This is a genomic window from Cedecea neteri, from assembly GCF_000757825.1.
GTDB classification, from domain to species: domain Bacteria; phylum Pseudomonadota; class Gammaproteobacteria; order Enterobacterales; family Enterobacteriaceae; genus Cedecea; species Cedecea selenatireducens.
Genome location: NZ_CP009451.1, coordinates 1,224,623 through 1,242,060, shown reverse-complemented (window position 1 = coordinate 1,242,060; position 17,438 = coordinate 1,224,623). Strand labels below are relative to the sequence as shown.

Here is a 17,438-nt window from a genome sequence, read left to right as displayed (position 1 = left end):
CGGACGCGGGCAAAACCGGGCGTCATTGCAAGGTTAGGCGGCGGCCGGTGATTGCTACTGGGTATCACTTAGGGGAGTGTGTTGTATGCAGATATCATCAGGACCGGGCGGGTTCTCACCTCTTTTGCCGGAAAACCATTTTCCAGGCCTGGACGGGGCGTCACCTGACTCACAAAACGGCGGGAGCAACATTACCGCCAAACTGCTGCTGAATAACGGCGGGAACACGCTGGCGATTCCGCTGGCGCTGAACTTTGCCAACACGGGTGCGGCCGATAAGCCGTCGGCGATCAACTTTGGCGCTTCGCCAACGGGCAATAACAGCCCGGCCAGCAGCCCGGCTAACGCTTCGCAAAGCGACGGCAGCGGTTCCGCCGACGGCATGATGCAGGAGCTTCAGCAGATGCTGCAGCAGTTCCTGAAAGAGTTGATGCAGCTCTTCCACATGAATAGCGGGCAAAATAAGGGCGACGACGACTCCTCTTCACCGACGAGCGGTATTGGTTCCGGCTCAGGCTCAGGTTCTGGCATGGGCAGCAGCGGTAGCGATGGAGCCGGAGATGCCGGCCGCCCGCTGAACAACCTCGCAGCAGCACCTTCTGGCGGGCCATCTGGTGCGTCCGGGCCGTCTGCGGATAGCCTGCCTCCGGGTGATACCAGCCTGAAAACCAGCGATCCTACGCTGCAAAAAATCGTCTCCCAGTTTGGCGGAGAATATGAAAAAGCCTCCGCTGAAACCGGCGTCCCGGCCAAGCTGCTGGCCGCGCTGACCATGCAGGAGTCGGGCGGGGATGTGAACGCGAAGTCGACCAACCCTGGCAACGGGCTAACCGACAGCGGCATGAACCAGATCAACCCGGACACCTACCGTGCGATGCAGAGCAAATATCCGGATAAGCTGGGCAGTGACATGAACTCGCCGGCCAACCAGATCATGTGTTCGGCGCTGATGCTTAAAGAAGGCAAAGAGAAATTTGGCAGCTATGATGCCGCCCTGCGCGCCTATAACTCCGGCGACGATCAGGTGAATCTGCACAACCTGTCCAGCGTCTCGTTGGGCGATCCGAATTACGTGAATGAAGTGAACAGCCACATGGCGAAATTCGCCTGATAGCGGGCGTTTATTTTTGCTCTCTTCTTTACAAAAAGGCCTAATTTAGCGGCCGTTTCTTCGATAAGAGGCGGTTGCTTTTTTTAGTTACAAAGCAGTTTATTTCTTTGACAGGCCAAATTGGCGTGATTAATGGCAGCAAATACGACCAGGAATGTTCCCAATTAAACATAAATACTAAAAGTGAAATATATTTCAAAAAGAAATAGGTGTGTCTGTTGTGGGTTCTTATTGTAAATAATAGTAAATATATATTATTGCTCTGGCCGATTGTGAGGAAATCCTGTCGGAGGATCCGTCTCACAATTTGCACCTGTCAGAAAAAACTTCATTTTTTCCTCTGCCGGTGAGTAATAAACAATGTTTTTTCTGTTTTTAATAAATTTATACATAAAAATCATTGAGTTAAATTTTATCTGATAACTTTTGATTCTTTTTAATACATTTGGATACACCTTGTAAAATCCACATTTTTTTTCAGCGTGGCTCACGGAATTAACCTCAGTAAGCATTGCCTCCCGATAATTATGTGACGCAAAAAATAGCCTGCCATCCAGACATCGGAACAGTTAATTCCGTATTCCAGTGTAGGGATATTCCTACAGGCCGCTAAAATTTTGCCTGATTGTGAATCTTCGACTCGGTGATAGGTTATCGCTGCTTCTCATAAACAAAACTCATTAATTCAGCGGGCTGCCCAGGTGACTCACGGCAGCAGGCAGCAATCATTTTATGGTTCACGTTTATGGTTCATAAGTGGGACTCATACGCCAGACCTTGAATAAGCCAGGCAGCGGGGGATTTATGAAAGAAAACAGTTCGAATCATTGGGAGATAAAGCATATACCTGTCGATATCGACTTGAATATGCCACGGTCGGCAGCGGCGTTGCCCCCTTCTGAAAACGTGCACGACGGGCTGGATATCTGGCTGCAAACGTTAGCCCCTCTAAAGGTTGATTTGGTGCTGGAAGGCGAAACGGGCACCGGGAAAGACACCTTTGCCCGCCGTATCTACGAACATTCCGGCTGTCGGGGCGCCTTTGTGCCGATTAACTGCGCGGCCATTCCCGAAACGCTGGCTGAAAGCGAACTGTTTGGCGTGACGGCCGGGGCCTACACCGGTGCCACCCATTCTCGTGCCGGGTACATTGAAAGCGCCAACAATGGCGTACTGTTTCTGGATGAAATTGACAGCATGTCGCTGAGCCTGCAGGCCAAGCTGCTCCGGGTGTTAGAAACCCGAACCGTTGGCCGGCTGGGCAGCACGCAGTCGATTTCGCTCAATCTGCGGGTGATCGTGGCCTCGCAGAAGCCTCTGGCCCAGCTGATGGAGCAAAAGCTGTTTCGCCAGGATCTCTTCTTTCGCCTGACGACGATAAAAATTTCCCTCCCGGCGCTGCGGGAGCGAGTGGAATGCATTATTCCTCTGTTCCGCCGTTTTGCACAGGAGTCGGCGATTCGGCTGAACCGCGCGCTGCCGCCGATGCAGCAAAATCTGAGTGAAGCGCTGTTGATGCACCGCTGGCCGGGGAATATTCGTGAGCTGAAGGGCGCTGCCGAAAGGTTTGTGCTGGGGCTGCCGGCGCTGGGGCAGGTTGTGCACCCGGAGATGCGTTCCGTGCGGCTGCGTGAAAGGCTGCGGCGGATTGAATATAGCCTGATAGAAGACTGCCTTTCACGGCATGAAAATCGGGTGGTCAGCGCGGCAGATGAATTAGGTATCCCAAGAAGGACGCTTTATCAACGTATTAAGTCTCTGACAGAGAAGGAAAATTAATTTTTTCGTTTTTTTTGGAACTGCCGTTTACGCCGCGCCACTTAATCCGTGAATGACACAACATTTGCTGTTTAATTAACGAGGAGTAAACATCATGCCATCAGTCAATACCGGTAACAACGCAGGCGCAAGCGGCAGCCTGGCAGATAGCTTCCAGTCTCAGATGGACTCTATCGAAAACAAATCGATGCAGGATTCTCTGGACAAAGCTGAACGTGACCGTAAGAACGCCTACGTGTCCGGCTACCAGAACTCCGCCACCACCATGATCAGTTCTCTGGCGCAGAACAAAATTTCCTTCTAATGCTCATCAGGGATTCGCCGCAGCGTGAATCCCTGATCTCTTTTTCTGCTGGCGGAATCTCTCATATGCACATTCTTAATCCTGCGACAGGTATGCCTTTGCCAGAACCCGAGTCTCCGGGCGTTGCATCCAACCCGGCCACTCAGTCGTCCATCCCGTTCGGCAACAATGTCGCGAACCAAAGCGATGCCGCTTTCTTTTCTGCCGCGCTTGAGCAGCCTGAAGCCGTTTCTGTGATGGGCGGAATTGGCGGGAAACCTGCCGCGATGTTTGAAAAAGCTTCCGGCATGTTTAAGCAAATGGAGGGTGACCAGAAGCAGATGAATAACGTGCTGCGTAAGGCCGCGCGCTCCACCGATCCGCTGGTGCTCAACCAGGTGGACGACCAGCTCTCGAACTATTACCTGGAGAGCATGATGAACGCCAAAATCGTCTCGAAGAGCATTTCGGGGCTCGATAAACTGACCAACCTGCAGTAATCCACCATGCAACGACGCTGGCGAAAAATCCTGCAGCCCTGGCTGCTGGTCCTGCTGCTGGCAGGCTGCGACTCACAGGTCATCCTGAATACCGGCCTGACCGAAAACGATGCCAATGACATCATTTCCGAACTCTCGAAATACAAGATTGAAGCCGACAAGCAAATTGATAAAACCGGGGTGACCGTGCTGGTGGCCCAGGACAACATCGAACGTTCCGTTCGCATTCTCAACGCCAACGGTTTACCGCATAAGGCGCGGACTAACCTCGGCGAGGTTTTCCAGAAAAACGGCATTATTTCCAGCCCGCTGGAGGAACGCGCCCGCTATATCTATGCGCTTTCCCAGGAGCTGGAGTCCACGCTTTCGCAAATTGACGGCGTTGTGGTGGCGAGGGTGAACGTCGTGCTGCCTGAACGCGTCGCGCCCGGCGAGCCGGTCCAGCCCGCGTCGGCTTCGGTCTTCATTAAGTATACCCCGGACATGGACCCCGACAGCATTGAGCCGAGGATCCGCCGGCTGGTGGCGGCGAGTATTCCGGGGCTTTCGGGCAAAAACGACGGCGCGCTGTCCGTGGTGTTTGTGCCCGCAGCGGTCTATCACGACCGCGTCGAACTGGTGACCTTAGGGCCTTTCCAACTGACGCTTTCGCAATATGCCACGGTCAGAGCGCTGTTCTTCTCACTGATCGGCCTGCTGTTGCTGTTAGGCGGCATCTTTATGCTGGTGCCGAAATTAAAGGCGATGAAGCGTGGCAAAAATACGGCTACGACCGAACTGGCCGTTGTGCCTTCAGAGCGGCGGTAACGGGCGGTGATTCAGCGGGATAACGCGCTGGCGGCGGGCTGGCTTCGCTGGTGGCAGGCCGGGTTCTGGCAGCAGGCCGATGCCAGCTGGTTCGGGCTGCCCTGGTTCAGGCTGGACGAAGCGCGACGCCAGAGCCTGATGCGCCAATCGCCGCAGGCCTTGTCCGCCATGCTGGCGCTGGAAGATTGCCTGCCGGACAACCCCGATGCCCGGCTGCTCACGCTGGCTTCTTTTGAACCGTCTCAGCGCGAGATCCTCTTTGCGCTGGTGGCGGAAGTTTGCCAGCGGGGCAGCGGAGCAGGGCAGCTTGACGAGCCGCAGCGCATCTGGTGTGAGCGGCTTATGCGCGGCCTGCGCCCCGGCGTCTGGCTGCCCTCAAGCCTCTGTTTCAGCGGCGAATACAATGTCGCGGTGCTCTGTCTGCTTCGCCCGCTTTTCACGCCTGCGGCCTGGCAGCGGCTGCGATTCAGTTTTCCTCAGTCAGCCGTTGAGCTTTGTGAGGCGGCGTTTCTGAACGACCCCACGCCGCCGCTAAACCGGCTGCAGGCGCTATGGGACGGCGCGCTCTGGCAGGTTCAGCAGCGGCAGGCGAGGGCATTGCACGATTCTTCACGGGAGCAATAAAGCATGTGGATTGGCCGTAAAGTTGCCTTAGAGGATGACGCGCAGGTCATCGAAGGCGTTCTGCTCCCGCAGTCTGTTTTGCTGGAGCAGCAGCAGGCGCAGAGTCTGGTGGCGCTGGCAACCCTGAGAAGCGAAGACTTACTGGTGGAAGCCCGGCAGCAGGCGGAGGGGATAATCGCTGAAGCTCAGCAAGAGGCCGGACGGCTGGTTATCGCCCGCGTTGAAGAAGCAGAACGTGACTTCTGGCAGCGGGCTGAAAACTTTTTTAGCGAATGGCAGGCTGAACGGGACACGCAAAGCGCCGGGGTTGTCAGCCAGGCTCAGACGTTGATCGGCGCGGCATTTGAGCAACTGTTTGGCGGCCTGAGCGAGCAGCAAAAGCTGACGGCGCTGCTGACCCAGCTTCAGGGCGCAAGCGCCCGCGCCACGGACGTGACCCTTTATCACCCCTCACAATATGAAGCGCCGCTGGCAGGCTGGCTGGCCTCGCATCCCCAGCATGGCTGGGCACGCTGCGTGGACGATACGCTGGCGGCAGAAACTCTGCTGCTGCAAACCGCGCAGGGCGAATTCAGCATCAGTTGGGCTTCGCTTCAGCAGCATTTGCTGCGCCTCGCTAATTAAGCCGCCGCAAAGTTAATTTTCCCGCGGCGGGAACCTCCGCTGTTCTACCGCCACTTATCATGCGATTTCAACGCGAGGAGAAACGTATGAGCAATTCCTTTGATATTCAGCGCAATCTCGACAGCCAGCTGTCTCGTCTGCACCACTCGGTTGCCGAACTGGCGCAGAGCACCCTCGGACAGCCCGCGCCGAGCATGGGCGACATGGTGGAATTTAAAAACGCCCTGATGAAAGAAGCGGCGGCTACCTTTACCGACAGCCAGCTGGGGTCGCTCAAGCATAGCCTGAGCAAGGAGATTATCGACTCTATCAACTAGTTATGCCGTCAACGGCTTATTTGTATCCGTAAGCCGTTGTTTAACGCAGTTTGTATCCCTGACGGCTACCGCTTTGTGCCGTCGATTACAGGAGAATGAGTCGTTGAATCAGCCCGCACGTTTACTTCGCTCAGCCATGTTTGCCCTGGCCGCTACCGCTGGTTGCTATAACGCAGCCGTCAGCGCTCAAACGCCTGCCGACTGGCAAAATGGTGCCTACGCTTACTCTGCCCAGGGCACGCCGCTGCGCACCGTCTTGCAGGATTTCGCCAGCAGCCACGGCGTGAATCTGCGTTTAGGAGATGTACCCGACAGCGTGGTGGACGGACGCCTGCGTTCCGACAGCGGCGTGGCCTTCCTTGACCGCCTCGCGTTGCAGTACCGCTTCCAGTGGTTCGTTTACAACGGCTCGCTGTTCGTCAGCCCGCAGTCGGCAGAAACCTCAAAACGTATCACCGTTTCGGCAGATGCCGCGCCGGATCTCAAACAGGCGCTGCGAGACGTCGGCCTTCTGGAAGACAAGTTCGGCTATGGCGAGCTGCCGGACGATGGCGTGGTGATTGTCACCGGCCCGCCGGAGTACGTCGCGCTGGTGGCGGACTTTAGCGCCAAAGACAAAGACAAAAAGCAGAACAAAGAGATGATGGCGTTCCCGCTTAAGTACGCTTCGGTCGCCGATCGCGAAATCAAATACCGCGAGAAAACGCTGCTGGTGCCCGGCGTGGCCAGCATCCTCAACGAATTATTGGGCAAGAAAAGCACCCGCTCTTCGCAGGGGATCGTCCCCGGCGGTGAAGGCTCTTCCCGTGAAACGCTGAATAAGTCATTCCAGGAACAGTCGGACAATATTCTCTCCGGGCTGATTCAGGGCCAGGACAGCCGACTTCGCGGCGCGGGCGGCGATGACGACGGCGAAATGAACCCGCTGGTTTCCGCCGACGTGCGCAACAACGCCCTGCTGGTCAGGGACGATCCTAAGCGCCGTGATCAGTATCAGGCGCTGATCTCACAGATCGACGTCCCGCAAAAATTGGTGGAGATCGACGCCATGATTATTGATGTCGATCGCCACGCGTTTTCGAAATTCTCCAGCAATCTCAGCGGCACGTTCGGCAATATCACCGCCGGTTCTTCAATGCTGCAAGGGGCGGGCACGCTGTTTGTGACCGACTACAGCCGTTTCTTTGCCCAGATTCAGGCGATGGAAGGCGAGGGCAATGCCTCCATCGTGGCGAACCCTTCTATCCTGACGCTGGAGAACCAGCCGGCGGTGATCGACATGAGCGACACCGCCTTTATTACCGCCACCGGCGAGCGCGTGGCGACCATTGAGCCCGTCACCGCCGGAACCAGCCTGCAGGTTGTTCCCCGCGCCATCGGCAACGGGCCAACCAGCACGGTGCAGCTGGTGGTGGATGTGGAAGACGGCAAGGTGCAGGTCAACGATGACGGGGTGGCAACCGGGGCTAAGCGCGCCACGGTCAGCACTCAGGCGCTGGTACAGCAGAACGGTTCGCTGGTGATGGGCGGCTTCCATTCCCGTGAAACCGGCGACACCGACCACCGTATTCCGCTGCTGGGCGATATCCCTTACCTGGGGAAATTCTTCTCCTACACCAGCCATGAAACCTCCCAGCGTGAGCGCCTGTTCATCATTACGCCTCATCTGGTGGGCGACCAGGTAGACCCGACGCGCTACATCGACGAGCAGGATCGCCAGCAGCTCTCTTCGGCGATGAACGAAGTGCAGCTCCGCCAGCGCTACAGCTCGATGAAAGGTGATATCGAAAACGCCATGCGTGATCTTGCGGAAGATAAAGTACCCACCGGTTTCCAGGCGGGCGGCGAAGGCGTGGGGATTGGTCAACTGTGTAACGTAGGGCCAGGGCTCTCATCCGACAGCTCCCACAGCCAGTGGTACAGCAATTCTTCGGTACAGATAAGCGTGGGGCTTATCCGCAATATCAGCGGTAAGCCGCAGCGCTTTGACGAGTCCAACTGCCGCGACGACGACGTGCTGGCGGTGGCCGCGTGGCCGGGTGGAAACCTTGCTCCGGGCCAGTCGGCAGAAGTTTACATCGCCTACCGCACGCGGGGAGAAGGGCGCCGTAGCCGCCAGTCGCTGCTGACGACCTCATCTTCGCTGCCGGTTAACTCATCGAGATCGCGCAGCTATTTACTGCCGCCGCGCCCCGTCCTTCGCTAAGGAGTGATTATGAAACCTTCCATTTTGTTACTGGTGGCGCTGGCGTTTGTCCTGAGCGGCTGCGCCACCCGCAATGACAACGGCTGCGACAGCGTGGCGTGTCGGCCGCTGTCGGACAGCCACCACCTGACCATCTGGTGGCCGGGCGACATGCGTAACGGCGTGCAGGACTACACGCAGATGCCGGTGCGCTGAGTACGACAGCAGGCGTGGATGCCTTCACGCCTGTCCGTTTAAAAAAATCATTTTTTTCCTGATGTTATGCAGTTTTGTGGAACCGAAGCCGGTTTCTTTTCACTTAACAGGCGTCTTTATACTGCGAACCAGCAGGGCTGGTCGCCTGTATCAACCCCGAAGTCATGTTGAGGTAATCTAATGAGTACGATTGGAAATATGCTGAATCTGGCCACTGCATTACCGCAGATGGCGCTGAATGCTACCCCTGAAGGTATGGCTGCGAACCTGCTGAAGAACGTGGGCGACCAGATGGTAAACGACATTGCATCCAAACTGACCAACCTGCTGTTCTCCGGCGGCATGAACGGTAACAATAACAACAACACCTTTATGTCTCCGCAGAGTCAGGGTGGGGCGAGCATGGGGAATACGCTGGCGGCGAGCAACATGCAGCAGATGCTCCAGCAGGTGCTCCAGCAGATGGGCGTGAACGCCCAGAACAGCCCGTTCAACAGCCAGGCGGGCGCAGGCAACATGAACGCGTTCAATAGCGGCATGAGCAACGGCCTGCAGTCACCATCTACCGGCATTGGCCTGGTCCAGCTGCCGCTGTCTACCACCAGCGCCAACAGCGCCAATAGCTTTAACCAGCTCGGTAACAGCATGGGCAGCCAGTTAGGCAGCAAAATGGGCCTGCAGGCGCTGGATGACGTGAAATCCGACACCAGCGGCCTGAGCGCCATGCTGGGCGGCGGCGGTAAAGTGGACGGCGGCTCTAAAGAAACCCGTGCTGAAATCGGTAAATTTATGGACCAGCACCCGGAAATCTACGGCAAGCCGCAGAGCGCCGGTGCCGGTATGCCGGGCCTGGTTCACATCGGTAAAGGCCCATCCAGCTGGGAAGATGCGCTGAAAAACAGCAAACCGCTGAGCGGCGACTCGCTGAAAGCCTTCCAGTCGGCAAAAAACGATCTGAAAACTTCTATGGTGGGCGGCTCAATTCCGGGCTCCGCAACGGCGCCGGGCAACGGTTCTTCCAGCCTGCTGGTGAACGCCGATGCGCAGCTGTTTAACGGCAACATCATCAAAGATGCCATGAAGCACCATCACGGCGCGCTGCTGAACCTGGCTTCCGCCGCGCTTGCCTGAGTGATTGTGCTGTAGTCCACAGATGTTCTTTTTGACGTGTGCGCAGATTAACGGCGCCACACGTCCTTTCGCCAGACTCTTCTTCGCCCTCTGTTTGACCGGTTTTCTGCGTTAATTGCGTGGAGGCCGGTCTTTTTTTGTCTTATTCCCGTCTGATTATGCCGAGATAGGTGGAGTTCCGTTCACCTTAAGTACAAGCTCATATGCTGTCACCGAGCGTAGTGAACGTGTCCAGGGGATAACGCCATCCCCCGGACAGCCCCGGCGCCCGGCGAGCTCAACCCCGCCTGAGTTGGGTCATAACCGGGGGCGATGAGAGCCGGGAACAATTCGACCCTCACCCCGACCCTCTCCCAGAGGGAGAGGGGGAAAACAGCCAACGTGAAACATTGTTTATTCCCTCTCCCTTCCAGGGAGAGGGTTAGGGTGAGGGTAAAAACCAGAAGCGACGTTGTTGATGGGGGAAAAGCTGGACGTTCACCGGTTCGGGGTGACATATGAAACGAGGCTGGAAGTGAACGGAACCTTAGCCGGGCCTGGCATAATCGTGGGTATTCGCCGACAGGCGATCGCCCCATTACTCCTCAAACTCAATCGTCTCACCCTTCAGGCGGCCTTCGAGCTTGCGCAGCAGGCGATAGATGGCGGCCACCGCTTTTAGCGTGTCGCGCGGAATATAGGCCCCTTCTTCGGTGGTGCGGTAAAGATTACGGGTGAGCCAGACGTAGCGCACCACCGGAATTTTGGCGGCGTGGGCCAGTTTGATCAGCGCTTTGGCGTCTTCGTCCTGGGCTTTAAACAGCAGCACCGGCAGCGGCGTTTCGTCCGGGAGATAGCGCAGACCCACGGCGAAGTGCGTCGGGTTTACCAGCAGAACGTCGGCTTTTTCCATCTCCTGCGGGGTGACCTTTTTCGCCGGCGCGTTGAGAATTTCGTGGGCCACGTGCTTGCGGTGGCCTTTGGTGTGCGGGTCGCCTTCCATTTGCTTATATTCGTTTTTCACGTCCTCGTGGCTCATGCGGTTCTGCTTGAGGAAGAAGTATTTCTGCAGCGCGAAGTCGGCCACCGAAAACACCAGCATGACGCCAACGATGGTGTGGGCGAGGGTTTCCAGCATCGCCACGCCCGCGTGCCAGAAGCCGTCCAGCGTGCCGCCTGACAGATTGGCCATTTGCGACAGGCGAGGCTTGATCAGCAGCCAGAACACCACTGAAAGGGTGATGGCCTTCAGCAGGCTGTTGAGGATCTGAATAAACTGCTTCACCGAAAACATCTCTTTGAATTTATTCAGCGGGTTTAGCGCCTCGAGCTTCGGGGCCAGCGCGGCGATGGCAAACAGCGGGCCAAACTGGATCCAGCCCGCGGCGATGCGCAACAGGATAACGGTGCCCACCGTCATCATAAAAAACACCCCAACGGTCAGCAGCGCCGCGCCGCCAACTTCCCCTAAGGCCTGGCTGAACGGGCTGCTCAGGCGCTGCAGCGGCAGGATCATCAGCGACTGCAGCTTCGCCATGCTGGCTTCCATCATCGAAAAAATAAGCTGCAGCACGCCAAACATGATCAGCAGCTTGGGAATGTCCTGGCTCTGGCTGACCTGGCCTTTTTTACGGGCTTCCTGCAGCTTGTGGGGGCTGGCCTTCTCTGTTTTTTCACTCACGGTTTGGCACCCTCCGAAGCGGCGTTACCAGGTGGTTTGACGGGCAGGAAGAATATCCGCCAGATGGGGGATCATGTCGCGCAGGGTGCTGAACTGATGGCCGGCAAAATACTCGAGCGTGGGCAGATAAAAGATGAAGAACAGCAGCCCGGCGATGCATTTTAGCGGCACGGTCAGCACCGTGGCCTGCAGCTGTGGGCTGTAGATGCTGAGTACGCCCACGGCAAAGTCGAGAAACAGCAGCAGCAGCACCAGCGGGCCCGCGTACAGAATAGTGTCGACAAACATCTGCTTCACCTGGGCGAGGAATACCAGGAAACCCTGCTCGCGGAAGTCTGGCAGCCAGCTGTCTACCGGCCACAGCCGATAGCTGTCCCAGATAACCTGGGTGGCGAGGGACAGGCCAAAGTTGACGATAAGCACCATCATCGACCACTGTAAAAGCATATAGCCGAGCGGCGTTTCGTCGGCGCCCAACGCCGGGTTAAGCTGGCCGCCGCTAAGCGCCCCGCGCTGGTTATCAAACAGCACGCCAACCGACTCAATCAGCCAGAAGGGGAGCGCCAGCAGGTAGCCGAGAAAAATGCCCAATACGACTTCTTTGAGCATCATGGCGACAATGCCCCACGGCGTATGCGGCGCGTGGGTTAGCATTGGAACGATGGTGGGCGTCACGAAGAGCGCCAGCGGCACGACAATCGCCGTGCGGATCATGCCTTTCAGGGCGGAGAACGCGAACAGCGGCGTCAGCAGAACGCAGGGATAAATGCGGGCTATCGCCAGCCCGAGTGCCAGCATGCCGTTGAAGACAGGCGTCAGCTCGGCGGCAATCATCGCAGGGTTCCGGAGGCGGCCATCATGGTAAAGGCGGATTGCGCCAGCTCAACCATTTGCAGGCCAATCCAGCGGCCGCTCAGGGCTAGCGTGGTGCCAACCGCGACCAGCTTGATGGCGAAGGGCAGGGTCTGATCCTGGAGCTGGAACACCGCCTGCAGCAAAGAGACCACGATGCCCACCAGCACGGCGACAACCAGCGGCGGCGCGGAGAGCACCACCACCATCAGTACCGCCTGCTTAAACATGTAGATCATGTCCATAACGTCCTCACATATAGCTGTAGAACAGGCCATCCAGCAGGCGCGTCCAGCCGCTCACCATGACAAACAGCAGGATTTTGAGCGGCAAAGAGATGGTCATCGGTGACACCATTTGCATCCCGAGCGCCAGCAGCACGTTGGAGACAATCAGGTCCACTACCAGGAAGGGAATGAAGATTAAAAAGGCGATTTTGAAGCCGTTTTGCAGCTCTGAGAGTACGAAAGAAGGGATCAGGATCAGCAGGTTGTCGCGCTGGTGCACAACCTTTTCCGACAGATCTTTAGGCCACATGCGCTGGCTGTTTTCCATCAGGTGCGTTTCCAGATCCGGATCGCTGTTGCGCAGCATAAAGTCGGTCAGCGGCTTGATGCCGTACTGCAGGCTGTTCTCTAAACGCTCGGCGCTGGTGGTGTCGAGGGGCTTTTCCTTAAAGCGGGTTTGCATCCCGTCAAATACCGGGGCCATCACGAACAGCGTGGCGGCGAGCGCGATGCCGTAGAGCGCCATGTTGGGCGGCGTTTGCTGCACCCCGATGGCGTTACGCGTCAGCATCAGCACCATCGAAATCTTGAGAAAGCTGGTGGTTATCATCAGCAGCAGGGGCAGCAGTGAAATGGCCCCCAGCAGGATGGCCAGCGCCAGCGGATTGAATGAGCTGATATTCTCGGCCATCAGACGGGTTCCAGGGACGAACCTGCCTGGCGAAGCATGCGGGTCACCTGGAAACCGAGCGTGCCGTTAACATCCACCAGCTCGCCCTTGGCCAACAGGCTGTTACCGTGACACAACAGCGCCTCGCCCGGCGTAACGTGCTGCACCAATACCGTCGAGCCCGCATCCAGCTGCTGCAGCTCGCCGAGCGTCAGCTGCAAATTGCCGCAGCGGATGGTCAAATCCAGCGACAAATCGTCGAAACTCCCCCGTGTTGTTTGCCATTCCCCGCTGGGTACCACTTCTTCGCCGTCCTGCTGCTCGTGGTACTCCAGGGGGACGTTCGGGTAAGTCATGGTTAGCTCCTCGCTATACGTAATGTGTAGTAAATCTCTGTGAGTCGTTTCGCTCGCCAGTTCCAGCTGAACCTGAAATTGTCGCCGCGCCAGCGGCATCACGCCGAGTCCTTCTGGCGAGAAAAAGACTTCCGTCGGCAGCAGCAAATCTCCGACGGCCAGAGAGCGGGCGAAGCCTGTCGAAAGCTGGAGTTTGCCGACGGTCAGCGGCAGCTGGAGGGGGAGTTGTGGGTTAAGCGGCACGCTTCGCCGCTGCCAGCCCGCAAACTGCGTGAACTGGTGTAGCGTGGCCCAGGAGAGGGACAGCCGCGTGCCGGCACTTTCTTCGCCGAGGCTGACCTCAAGGCGTAGCGTAATGTCGGGTTTTTCCTGCGCATCGGCAGGCTGCATAAATTCAAATAGCCCGGCCAGCTGAGGGCTGAGCTGCTGGCTGAAATAGCGCCAGTACCAGGTATTATCTTCGGTGGAAACGCCGGGCAGCGCCGGGCAGTCGGCCATCAGCCTCAGCACAGGCAGCGGGTCACTAAATATCAATGCACCTGCCGCACAGTGAAAAGTTTCAGCCTGCGCCGCCGTTTGCTCAGCCTTTGATGACGGCAGCAGGCGAAGCTCACCCGGCACGCCCTCAAGGGAAAACGGCAGCCGCCAGCCGGAGCCAATCCAGCGCCGCAGCCGGGCTTCATCCGGTGACTGAGCGGCAAGCGTTAGCCGTTTCATACCGCCTCCCGGCGCTTAAAGCGCAGGCGAACTTTTTTCCCCATACGGCCGCTGAGCGAGCCCTGTCCGTCCTGTTCAAAGCCGCGAACCTTGTCCCAGGCATGAGCCGAAAAGCCGAGTGCAATATCCAGCTCATCGCCGCTGGTCGGGGTCACCTGGGCCACGACCTCGCCCAAATCCGGCAGCAGCAGGCTGAACCGGGCGGGCAGGCTTTCCTGCTGTTCAATGCCCTGTACCAGGTGCGATTCAAGCATGGCCTGCAGGGCGGAAGCCGGTGATTCACTGGCCTGCTGCGGCTGTTCGGTGCCGCCCAGCGAACCGTCGAACAGGTTCAACGCAAGTACCGGCATCAGCGGCGCAGGCTCGTCCTTAGACAACAGGTCGCTAAACTCTTTTTCATCCCGCGACAGTTTCTGGCGGTCGCTGGCCCGGCTAAAAGCAGGCGTGCTGCGAGCGGGCATCTGCGGCAGGGTGGGCGCGTTATTCGTCGGCGTCTGCGGCGCGCGCGGCGCGGGTGCCTGCAGAGCGTTATCAGGCTGGTGACGCGGCTGCGGCGCAGGATGAGATTGTTGCCAGAGCCTTGGCTGCGGATGGGCGGTTTTTAGCGCGTGATGGATCATAAGGCGTTCCCCTGATTTTGGTTGAGCAAATACTCCATTTTTTCAATGTCCCGCTGGCAGCGCTGCACGGCCAGCTGCGCGTCGTTCAGGCGCGCCTGCTGCTGCTGCACTTCTTCTTGCAGCTGCTGCGTGCGTTGAATTTGTTGGATAACGCCCGCGCGGGTTGTTTTTTCGACGTCCAGCGTTTCCCGCAGGTCGTTCAGCGGCTGGGTGACGCCTGCGTGCTGCGGCACGAAATCATTGCGCAGCTGCAAATAGCCGATTTTCTGCTCTGCCAGCTGCTGTTCGCCCAGTTCGACGGCCTGCTGGCCGCGCCGGAGGTGCTGTTCATGCTGGCGCTGCTCGCGTTCGCAGTGGCGTAACCGACGGCGGCGAATGGGCAGCAGGGTATTCAGAACCTGCTCCAGAGCGACCTGCTGCGGGTCAGGAGAGAGCGGAGTTTCGGCATCAATATGACGGCGCACAGGCGATCGCCTCCTGCAGCTGCTGACGGGTAGCCATAAAGTCGCTTGGGGCGTGGTTCGCCTGGCGCAAAAACGCGTTAATCGCCGACTGAGACTGCACGGCGGCGTCGGTCATCGGGTCGTTGCCCGGCTGGTATTCGCCGAGGCGGATGAGCATTTCGACCTGTTGATAAGCCGACATCATCTGGCGCAGCGTGCTGGCTTCGGCAATGTGTTCCCGCGGCACCACGTTGCTCATGGTCCGGCTCAGGCTTGCCAGCACGTCGACGGCGGGATAGTGGCCGCGCTCCGCCAGGCGGCGGGTTAAGACGATGTGGCCGTCGATCAGCGAGCGGACTTCATCGGCCACGGGATCGTTCATCGAGTCCTGCTCAATCAGCACCGAATAAAGGGCGGTGATCGAGCCACGCGACGTTTTCCCGGCGCGTTCAAGCAGCCCCGGCAGCAGGGTATACACCGACGGTGGCAGCCCGCCACGTCCAGGCGGTTCGCCGAGCGCCAGGCCGATTTCACGCTGGGCGCGAGCAAAACGCGTCAGCGAGTCGATAATCAGCAGCACGTTTTTGCCTTTGTTACGGAAAGCTTCGGCAATGGCCGTGGCGGTAAATGCGGCGCGGGCACGCTCCATGCTGCTGCGGTCGGAGGTGGAGCAAACCAGCACGGTGCGGGAGCGCAGTTCGGCATCCAGTTCGTGATCCAAAAATTCTCGTAGCTCGCGGCCACGTTCGCCAATCAGGCCGAACACGATGGCATCGCACGGCGTGTTGCGCGCCATCTCGGCGAGCAGGGTGGTTTTGCCGCAGCCTGCTCCCGCAAAAACGCCCACGCGCTGGCCCACGCCAATCGTCAGGACGCCGTCAATGGCGCGGATGCCGGTTGGCAGAGGTGTATCAATGCGCGGCCTGTCCGTGGGCGGAGGAGCATCGCCGAGCACGCCACGGGCGTCCGGCGTCTCGCTGGCTAAAGCAAACGCGGAGAGGCTGTCTTCGTCAATGGCGCGGCCAAATCCGTCCAGCACGCTGCCAAATAAGCTGTCCGACACGCTAATCGAGTGGGGCTGAAACAACGGCGTGACCCGCGCACCCTGGGCAATGCCGTCCAGCGGCCCCAGGGCGGAAAGCAACGTGTGGCGCGGATTAAAGCCGACAACCTCGGCCATCACTTCGGTGCCGCCGCTGCGGCTAATAAGGCATAGATCGCCGATGCGGGCCTGGGGCAGGCTGCTTTCGAGCAGAATGCCGCTGATGCCGGTGATGCGGCCGTGAGCGCTGACGGCGGAAAGCTGGCTCAGGGCGCGGTGGCGCGCTGCAAACCAGCCGTCGAGGTCGGTCTGATAGCGCCCCATTACCACTTCACCGCGATGTTTTCTTTGCCGCCAAACTGCACGCTGTCGGCGGTAATGCCGGTCAGGCGCAGGCCGTTTCTTTCGTCGCCGACAAACAGGCGCTGCCCGTCTTCGGTCACGATATTGGCGTGTGGCCCGGCGGTTATTTGCACGATGTGGAAGGGCAGTACGGCCTCGCGCACTTTGGTCTGGTTATTGAGCGCTATTTTCAGCTGATAATCGCTGCGGATGCTGTCCACCATGCGGCTGACAATCGGCAGCTGGTTTTCCTGCAGCTCACCGGTGAGCGTAATGCCCTGCGGCGTGCTGGCGAGCTGCACTTTGTTGTAAAGCTCTCGCTCTCGCAGATCCTGTTCCACCAGGCTGCGCAGTTCATTACTGTCGGCGATCGCCGGTTTGATTTGCGGCTCTTCGTCGCTGTTTTGCTGGGCGATACCGGGCTGCAGCACCCAGCTGAAGATGGTGAAGGTCAGCAGCATCAGGCTGGACAGGGTGAAGATTTGCGCCCAGCGCGGCAGAATTTTTGCCAGCAGCGAGCGGCGCACGGCTGGCGCCGGTTTGCTTGGTGTGCCCCCGATTGGCTCACGCGCAGCGGAGGCCGTTTCGCTCTGGCTGGCTACCGGCACCGGCGGTGGCGGCGGGCGGTTATCCCATTCTTCGTCGGCGGCGGCAAGCGTCAGCCAAACGCCCCCGACGGCGAAGATTTCGCCCGGCTGCCACAGCTGCTGTTCGCTCAGGCGTTCGCCGTGGCGATGGCAAACCGTGCCGTCCATCGGCGTGAGCATCCAGCCTTCGGCGCTGCGGCTAAGCAGGGCGTGGCTGGCCTTGATACCGCCATCGTTGAGCTGCAAATCGCTGTCGGCCGAGTTGCCCAGTTGCCAGCGTTCGCCGCTTAACGGCAGCGCCGCGCCTTCATGTAATCCGTTTAATACTCTCAGCTCATACATGGC

Annotated in this window: 20 protein-coding genes; 11 read left to right on the top strand and 9 right to left on the bottom strand. The window is 58.4% G+C overall.

What is annotated here, in order from left to right:
* Positions 1 to 85 precede the first annotated feature (85 nt).
* From JT31_RS05585 to JT31_RS05530, 11 genes are all read left to right on the top strand, one after another.
* A complete protein-coding gene (locus tag JT31_RS05585; protein WP_038474341.1) occupies positions 86 to 1,111 on the top strand; it encodes a lytic transglycosylase domain-containing protein in 1,026 nt (341 codons plus the stop codon).
* An 804-nt stretch (positions 1,112 to 1,915) separates the two neighbouring features.
* Positions 1,916 to 2,890, top strand: coding sequence for a sigma 54-interacting transcriptional regulator (locus tag JT31_RS05575; RefSeq protein WP_038474335.1), 975 nt, complete (start codon positions 1,916 to 1,918; stop codon positions 2,888 to 2,890).
* 94 nt (positions 2,891 to 2,984) lie between these two features.
* Complete coding sequence (locus JT31_RS05570; protein ID WP_016535500.1) at positions 2,985 to 3,194, top strand: hypothetical protein; 210 nt, start codon at positions 2,985 to 2,987, stop codon at positions 3,192 to 3,194.
* Positions 3,195 to 3,259: 65 nt separating this feature from the next.
* Entirely contained in the window at positions 3,260 to 3,673 is a 414-nt protein-coding gene (locus JT31_RS05565; RefSeq protein ID WP_038482830.1) for an EscI/YscI/HrpB family type III secretion system inner rod protein, read from the top strand.
* Positions 3,674 to 3,679: 6 nt separating this feature from the next.
* Positions 3,680 to 4,480 carry a type III secretion system inner membrane ring lipoprotein SctJ gene (sctJ, locus tag JT31_RS05560; RefSeq protein WP_038474331.1) on the top strand — a complete coding sequence of 267 codons (801 nt, stop codon included), beginning with the start codon at positions 3,680 to 3,682 and terminating at the stop codon, positions 4,478 to 4,480.
* A gap of 6 nt (positions 4,481 to 4,486) precedes the next feature.
* Positions 4,487 to 5,104 (top strand): hypothetical protein, encoded by a 618-nt coding sequence (locus JT31_RS05555; RefSeq protein ID WP_038474328.1) that lies wholly within the window; start codon positions 4,487 to 4,489, stop codon positions 5,102 to 5,104.
* Between the two features lie 3 nt (positions 5,105 to 5,107).
* The gene (gene sctL / locus JT31_RS05550) at positions 5,108 to 5,728 is read left to right on the top strand and encodes a type III secretion system stator protein SctL (RefSeq protein WP_038474324.1); all 621 of its coding nucleotides are present in this window, start codon (positions 5,108 to 5,110) and stop codon (positions 5,726 to 5,728) included.
* 86 nt (positions 5,729 to 5,814) lie between these two features.
* Positions 5,815 to 6,045: a hypothetical protein gene (locus JT31_RS05545; RefSeq protein ID WP_008460979.1), complete on the top strand. Its 231-nt coding sequence runs from the start codon at positions 5,815 to 5,817 to the stop codon at positions 6,043 to 6,045.
* 136 nt (positions 6,046 to 6,181) lie between these two features.
* Positions 6,182 to 8,251 carry a type III secretion system outer membrane ring subunit SctC gene (sctC, locus tag JT31_RS05540; protein ID WP_038482827.1) on the top strand — a complete coding sequence of 690 codons (2,070 nt, stop codon included), beginning with the start codon at positions 6,182 to 6,184 and terminating at the stop codon, positions 8,249 to 8,251.
* 9 nt (positions 8,252 to 8,260) lie between these two features.
* Positions 8,261 to 8,446 carry an HrpT family type III secretion system protein gene (gene hrpT / locus JT31_RS05535; protein WP_038474321.1) on the top strand — a complete coding sequence of 62 codons (186 nt, stop codon included), beginning with the start codon at positions 8,261 to 8,263 and terminating at the stop codon, positions 8,444 to 8,446.
* Positions 8,447 to 8,626: 180 nt separating this feature from the next.
* Complete coding sequence (locus tag JT31_RS05530) at positions 8,627 to 9,577, top strand: type III secretion protein (protein ID WP_038474318.1); 951 nt, start codon at positions 8,627 to 8,629, stop codon at positions 9,575 to 9,577.
* A gap of 577 nt (positions 9,578 to 10,154) precedes the next feature.
* Here the strand turns inward: JT31_RS05530 and sctU are convergent.
* The 9 genes from sctU to JT31_RS05485 are packed head-to-tail and all read right to left on the bottom strand — an operon-like array spanning position 10,155 to position 17,435.
* Entirely contained in the window at positions 10,155 to 11,237 is a 1,083-nt protein-coding gene (sctU, locus tag JT31_RS05525; protein ID WP_038474315.1) for a type III secretion system export apparatus subunit SctU, read from the bottom strand.
* A 24-nt stretch (positions 11,238 to 11,261) separates the two neighbouring features.
* A complete protein-coding gene (gene sctT, locus JT31_RS05520) occupies positions 11,262 to 12,071 on the bottom strand; it encodes a type III secretion system export apparatus subunit SctT (protein WP_052048973.1) in 810 nt (269 codons plus the stop codon).
* A complete protein-coding gene (gene sctS, locus JT31_RS05515; protein WP_038474312.1) occupies positions 12,068 to 12,334 on the bottom strand; it encodes a type III secretion system export apparatus subunit SctS in 267 nt (88 codons plus the stop codon). The genes sctT and sctS overlap by 4 nt, the downstream gene beginning before the upstream one ends.
* Positions 12,335 to 12,341: 7 nt before the next feature.
* A complete protein-coding gene (gene sctR, locus JT31_RS05510; RefSeq protein ID WP_038474309.1) occupies positions 12,342 to 13,007 on the bottom strand; it encodes a type III secretion system export apparatus subunit SctR in 666 nt (221 codons plus the stop codon).
* Positions 13,007 to 14,059, bottom strand: a complete 1,053-nt coding sequence (locus JT31_RS05505; RefSeq protein ID WP_038474307.1) for a FliM/FliN family flagellar motor switch protein — start codon at positions 14,057 to 14,059, stop codon at positions 13,007 to 13,009. The genes sctR and JT31_RS05505 overlap by 1 nt, the downstream gene beginning before the upstream one ends.
* Positions 14,056 to 14,679 carry a type III secretion system HrpP C-terminal domain-containing protein gene (locus JT31_RS05500; protein ID WP_038474304.1) on the bottom strand — a complete coding sequence of 208 codons (624 nt, stop codon included), beginning with the start codon at positions 14,677 to 14,679 and terminating at the stop codon, positions 14,056 to 14,058. Before JT31_RS05500 ends, JT31_RS05505 begins: the two co-directional genes overlap by 4 nt.
* On the bottom strand, positions 14,676 to 15,143 hold the full coding sequence (locus JT31_RS05495) for a hypothetical protein (protein ID WP_038474301.1): 468 nt from the start codon (positions 15,141 to 15,143) through the stop codon (positions 14,676 to 14,678). The genes JT31_RS05500 and JT31_RS05495 overlap by 4 nt, the downstream gene beginning before the upstream one ends.
* Positions 15,127 to 16,494, bottom strand: coding sequence for a type III secretion system ATPase SctN (gene sctN / locus JT31_RS05490; RefSeq protein WP_419177769.1), 1,368 nt, complete (start codon positions 16,492 to 16,494; stop codon positions 15,127 to 15,129). The genes JT31_RS05495 and sctN overlap by 17 nt, the downstream gene beginning before the upstream one ends.
* A complete protein-coding gene (locus JT31_RS05485; protein WP_038474295.1) occupies positions 16,488 to 17,435 on the bottom strand; it encodes an FHA domain-containing protein in 948 nt (315 codons plus the stop codon). Before JT31_RS05485 ends, sctN begins: the two co-directional genes overlap by 7 nt.
* Positions 17,436 to 17,438 lie beyond the last annotated feature (3 nt).

Bases quoted from the DNA above. Each gene is read 5' to 3' on its own strand.
- JT31_RS05570 (WP_016535500.1), top strand. From the start codon at position 2,985: ATGCCATCAGTCAATACCGGTAACAACGCAGGCGCAAGCGGCAGCCTG.
- JT31_RS05585 (WP_038474341.1), top strand. From the start codon at position 86: ATGCAGATATCATCAGGACCGGGCGGGTTCTCACCTCTTTTGCCGGAA.
- JT31_RS05485 (WP_038474295.1), bottom strand. From the start codon at position 17,435: ATGTATGAGCTGAGAGTATTAAACGGATTACATGAAGGCGCGGCGCTG.
- JT31_RS05500 (WP_038474304.1), bottom strand. From the start codon at position 14,679: ATGATCCATCACGCGCTAAAAACCGCCCATCCGCAGCCAAGGCTCTGG.
- JT31_RS05530 (WP_038474318.1), top strand. From the start codon at position 8,627: ATGAGTACGATTGGAAATATGCTGAATCTGGCCACTGCATTACCGCAG.
- JT31_RS05575 (WP_038474335.1), top strand. From the start codon at position 1,916: ATGAAAGAAAACAGTTCGAATCATTGGGAGATAAAGCATATACCTGTC.
- sctC (WP_038482827.1), top strand. From the start codon at position 6,182: ATGTTTGCCCTGGCCGCTACCGCTGGTTGCTATAACGCAGCCGTCAGC.
- sctR (WP_038474309.1), bottom strand. From the start codon at position 13,007: ATGGCCGAGAATATCAGCTCATTCAATCCGCTGGCGCTGGCCATCCTG.
- hrpT (WP_038474321.1), top strand. From the start codon at position 8,261: ATGAAACCTTCCATTTTGTTACTGGTGGCGCTGGCGTTTGTCCTGAGC.
- JT31_RS05505 (WP_038474307.1), bottom strand. From the start codon at position 14,059: ATGAAACGGCTAACGCTTGCCGCTCAGTCACCGGATGAAGCCCGGCTG.
- sctL (WP_038474324.1), top strand. From the start codon at position 5,108: ATGTGGATTGGCCGTAAAGTTGCCTTAGAGGATGACGCGCAGGTCATC.
- sctJ (WP_038474331.1), top strand. From the start codon at position 3,680: ATGCAACGACGCTGGCGAAAAATCCTGCAGCCCTGGCTGCTGGTCCTG.
- JT31_RS05565 (WP_038482830.1), top strand. From the start codon at position 3,260: ATGCACATTCTTAATCCTGCGACAGGTATGCCTTTGCCAGAACCCGAG.
- JT31_RS05545 (WP_008460979.1), top strand. From the start codon at position 5,815: ATGAGCAATTCCTTTGATATTCAGCGCAATCTCGACAGCCAGCTGTCT.
- sctT (WP_052048973.1), bottom strand. From the start codon at position 12,071: ATGATTGCCGCCGAGCTGACGCCTGTCTTCAACGGCATGCTGGCACTC.
- sctS (WP_038474312.1), bottom strand. From the start codon at position 12,334: ATGGACATGATCTACATGTTTAAGCAGGCGGTACTGATGGTGGTGGTG.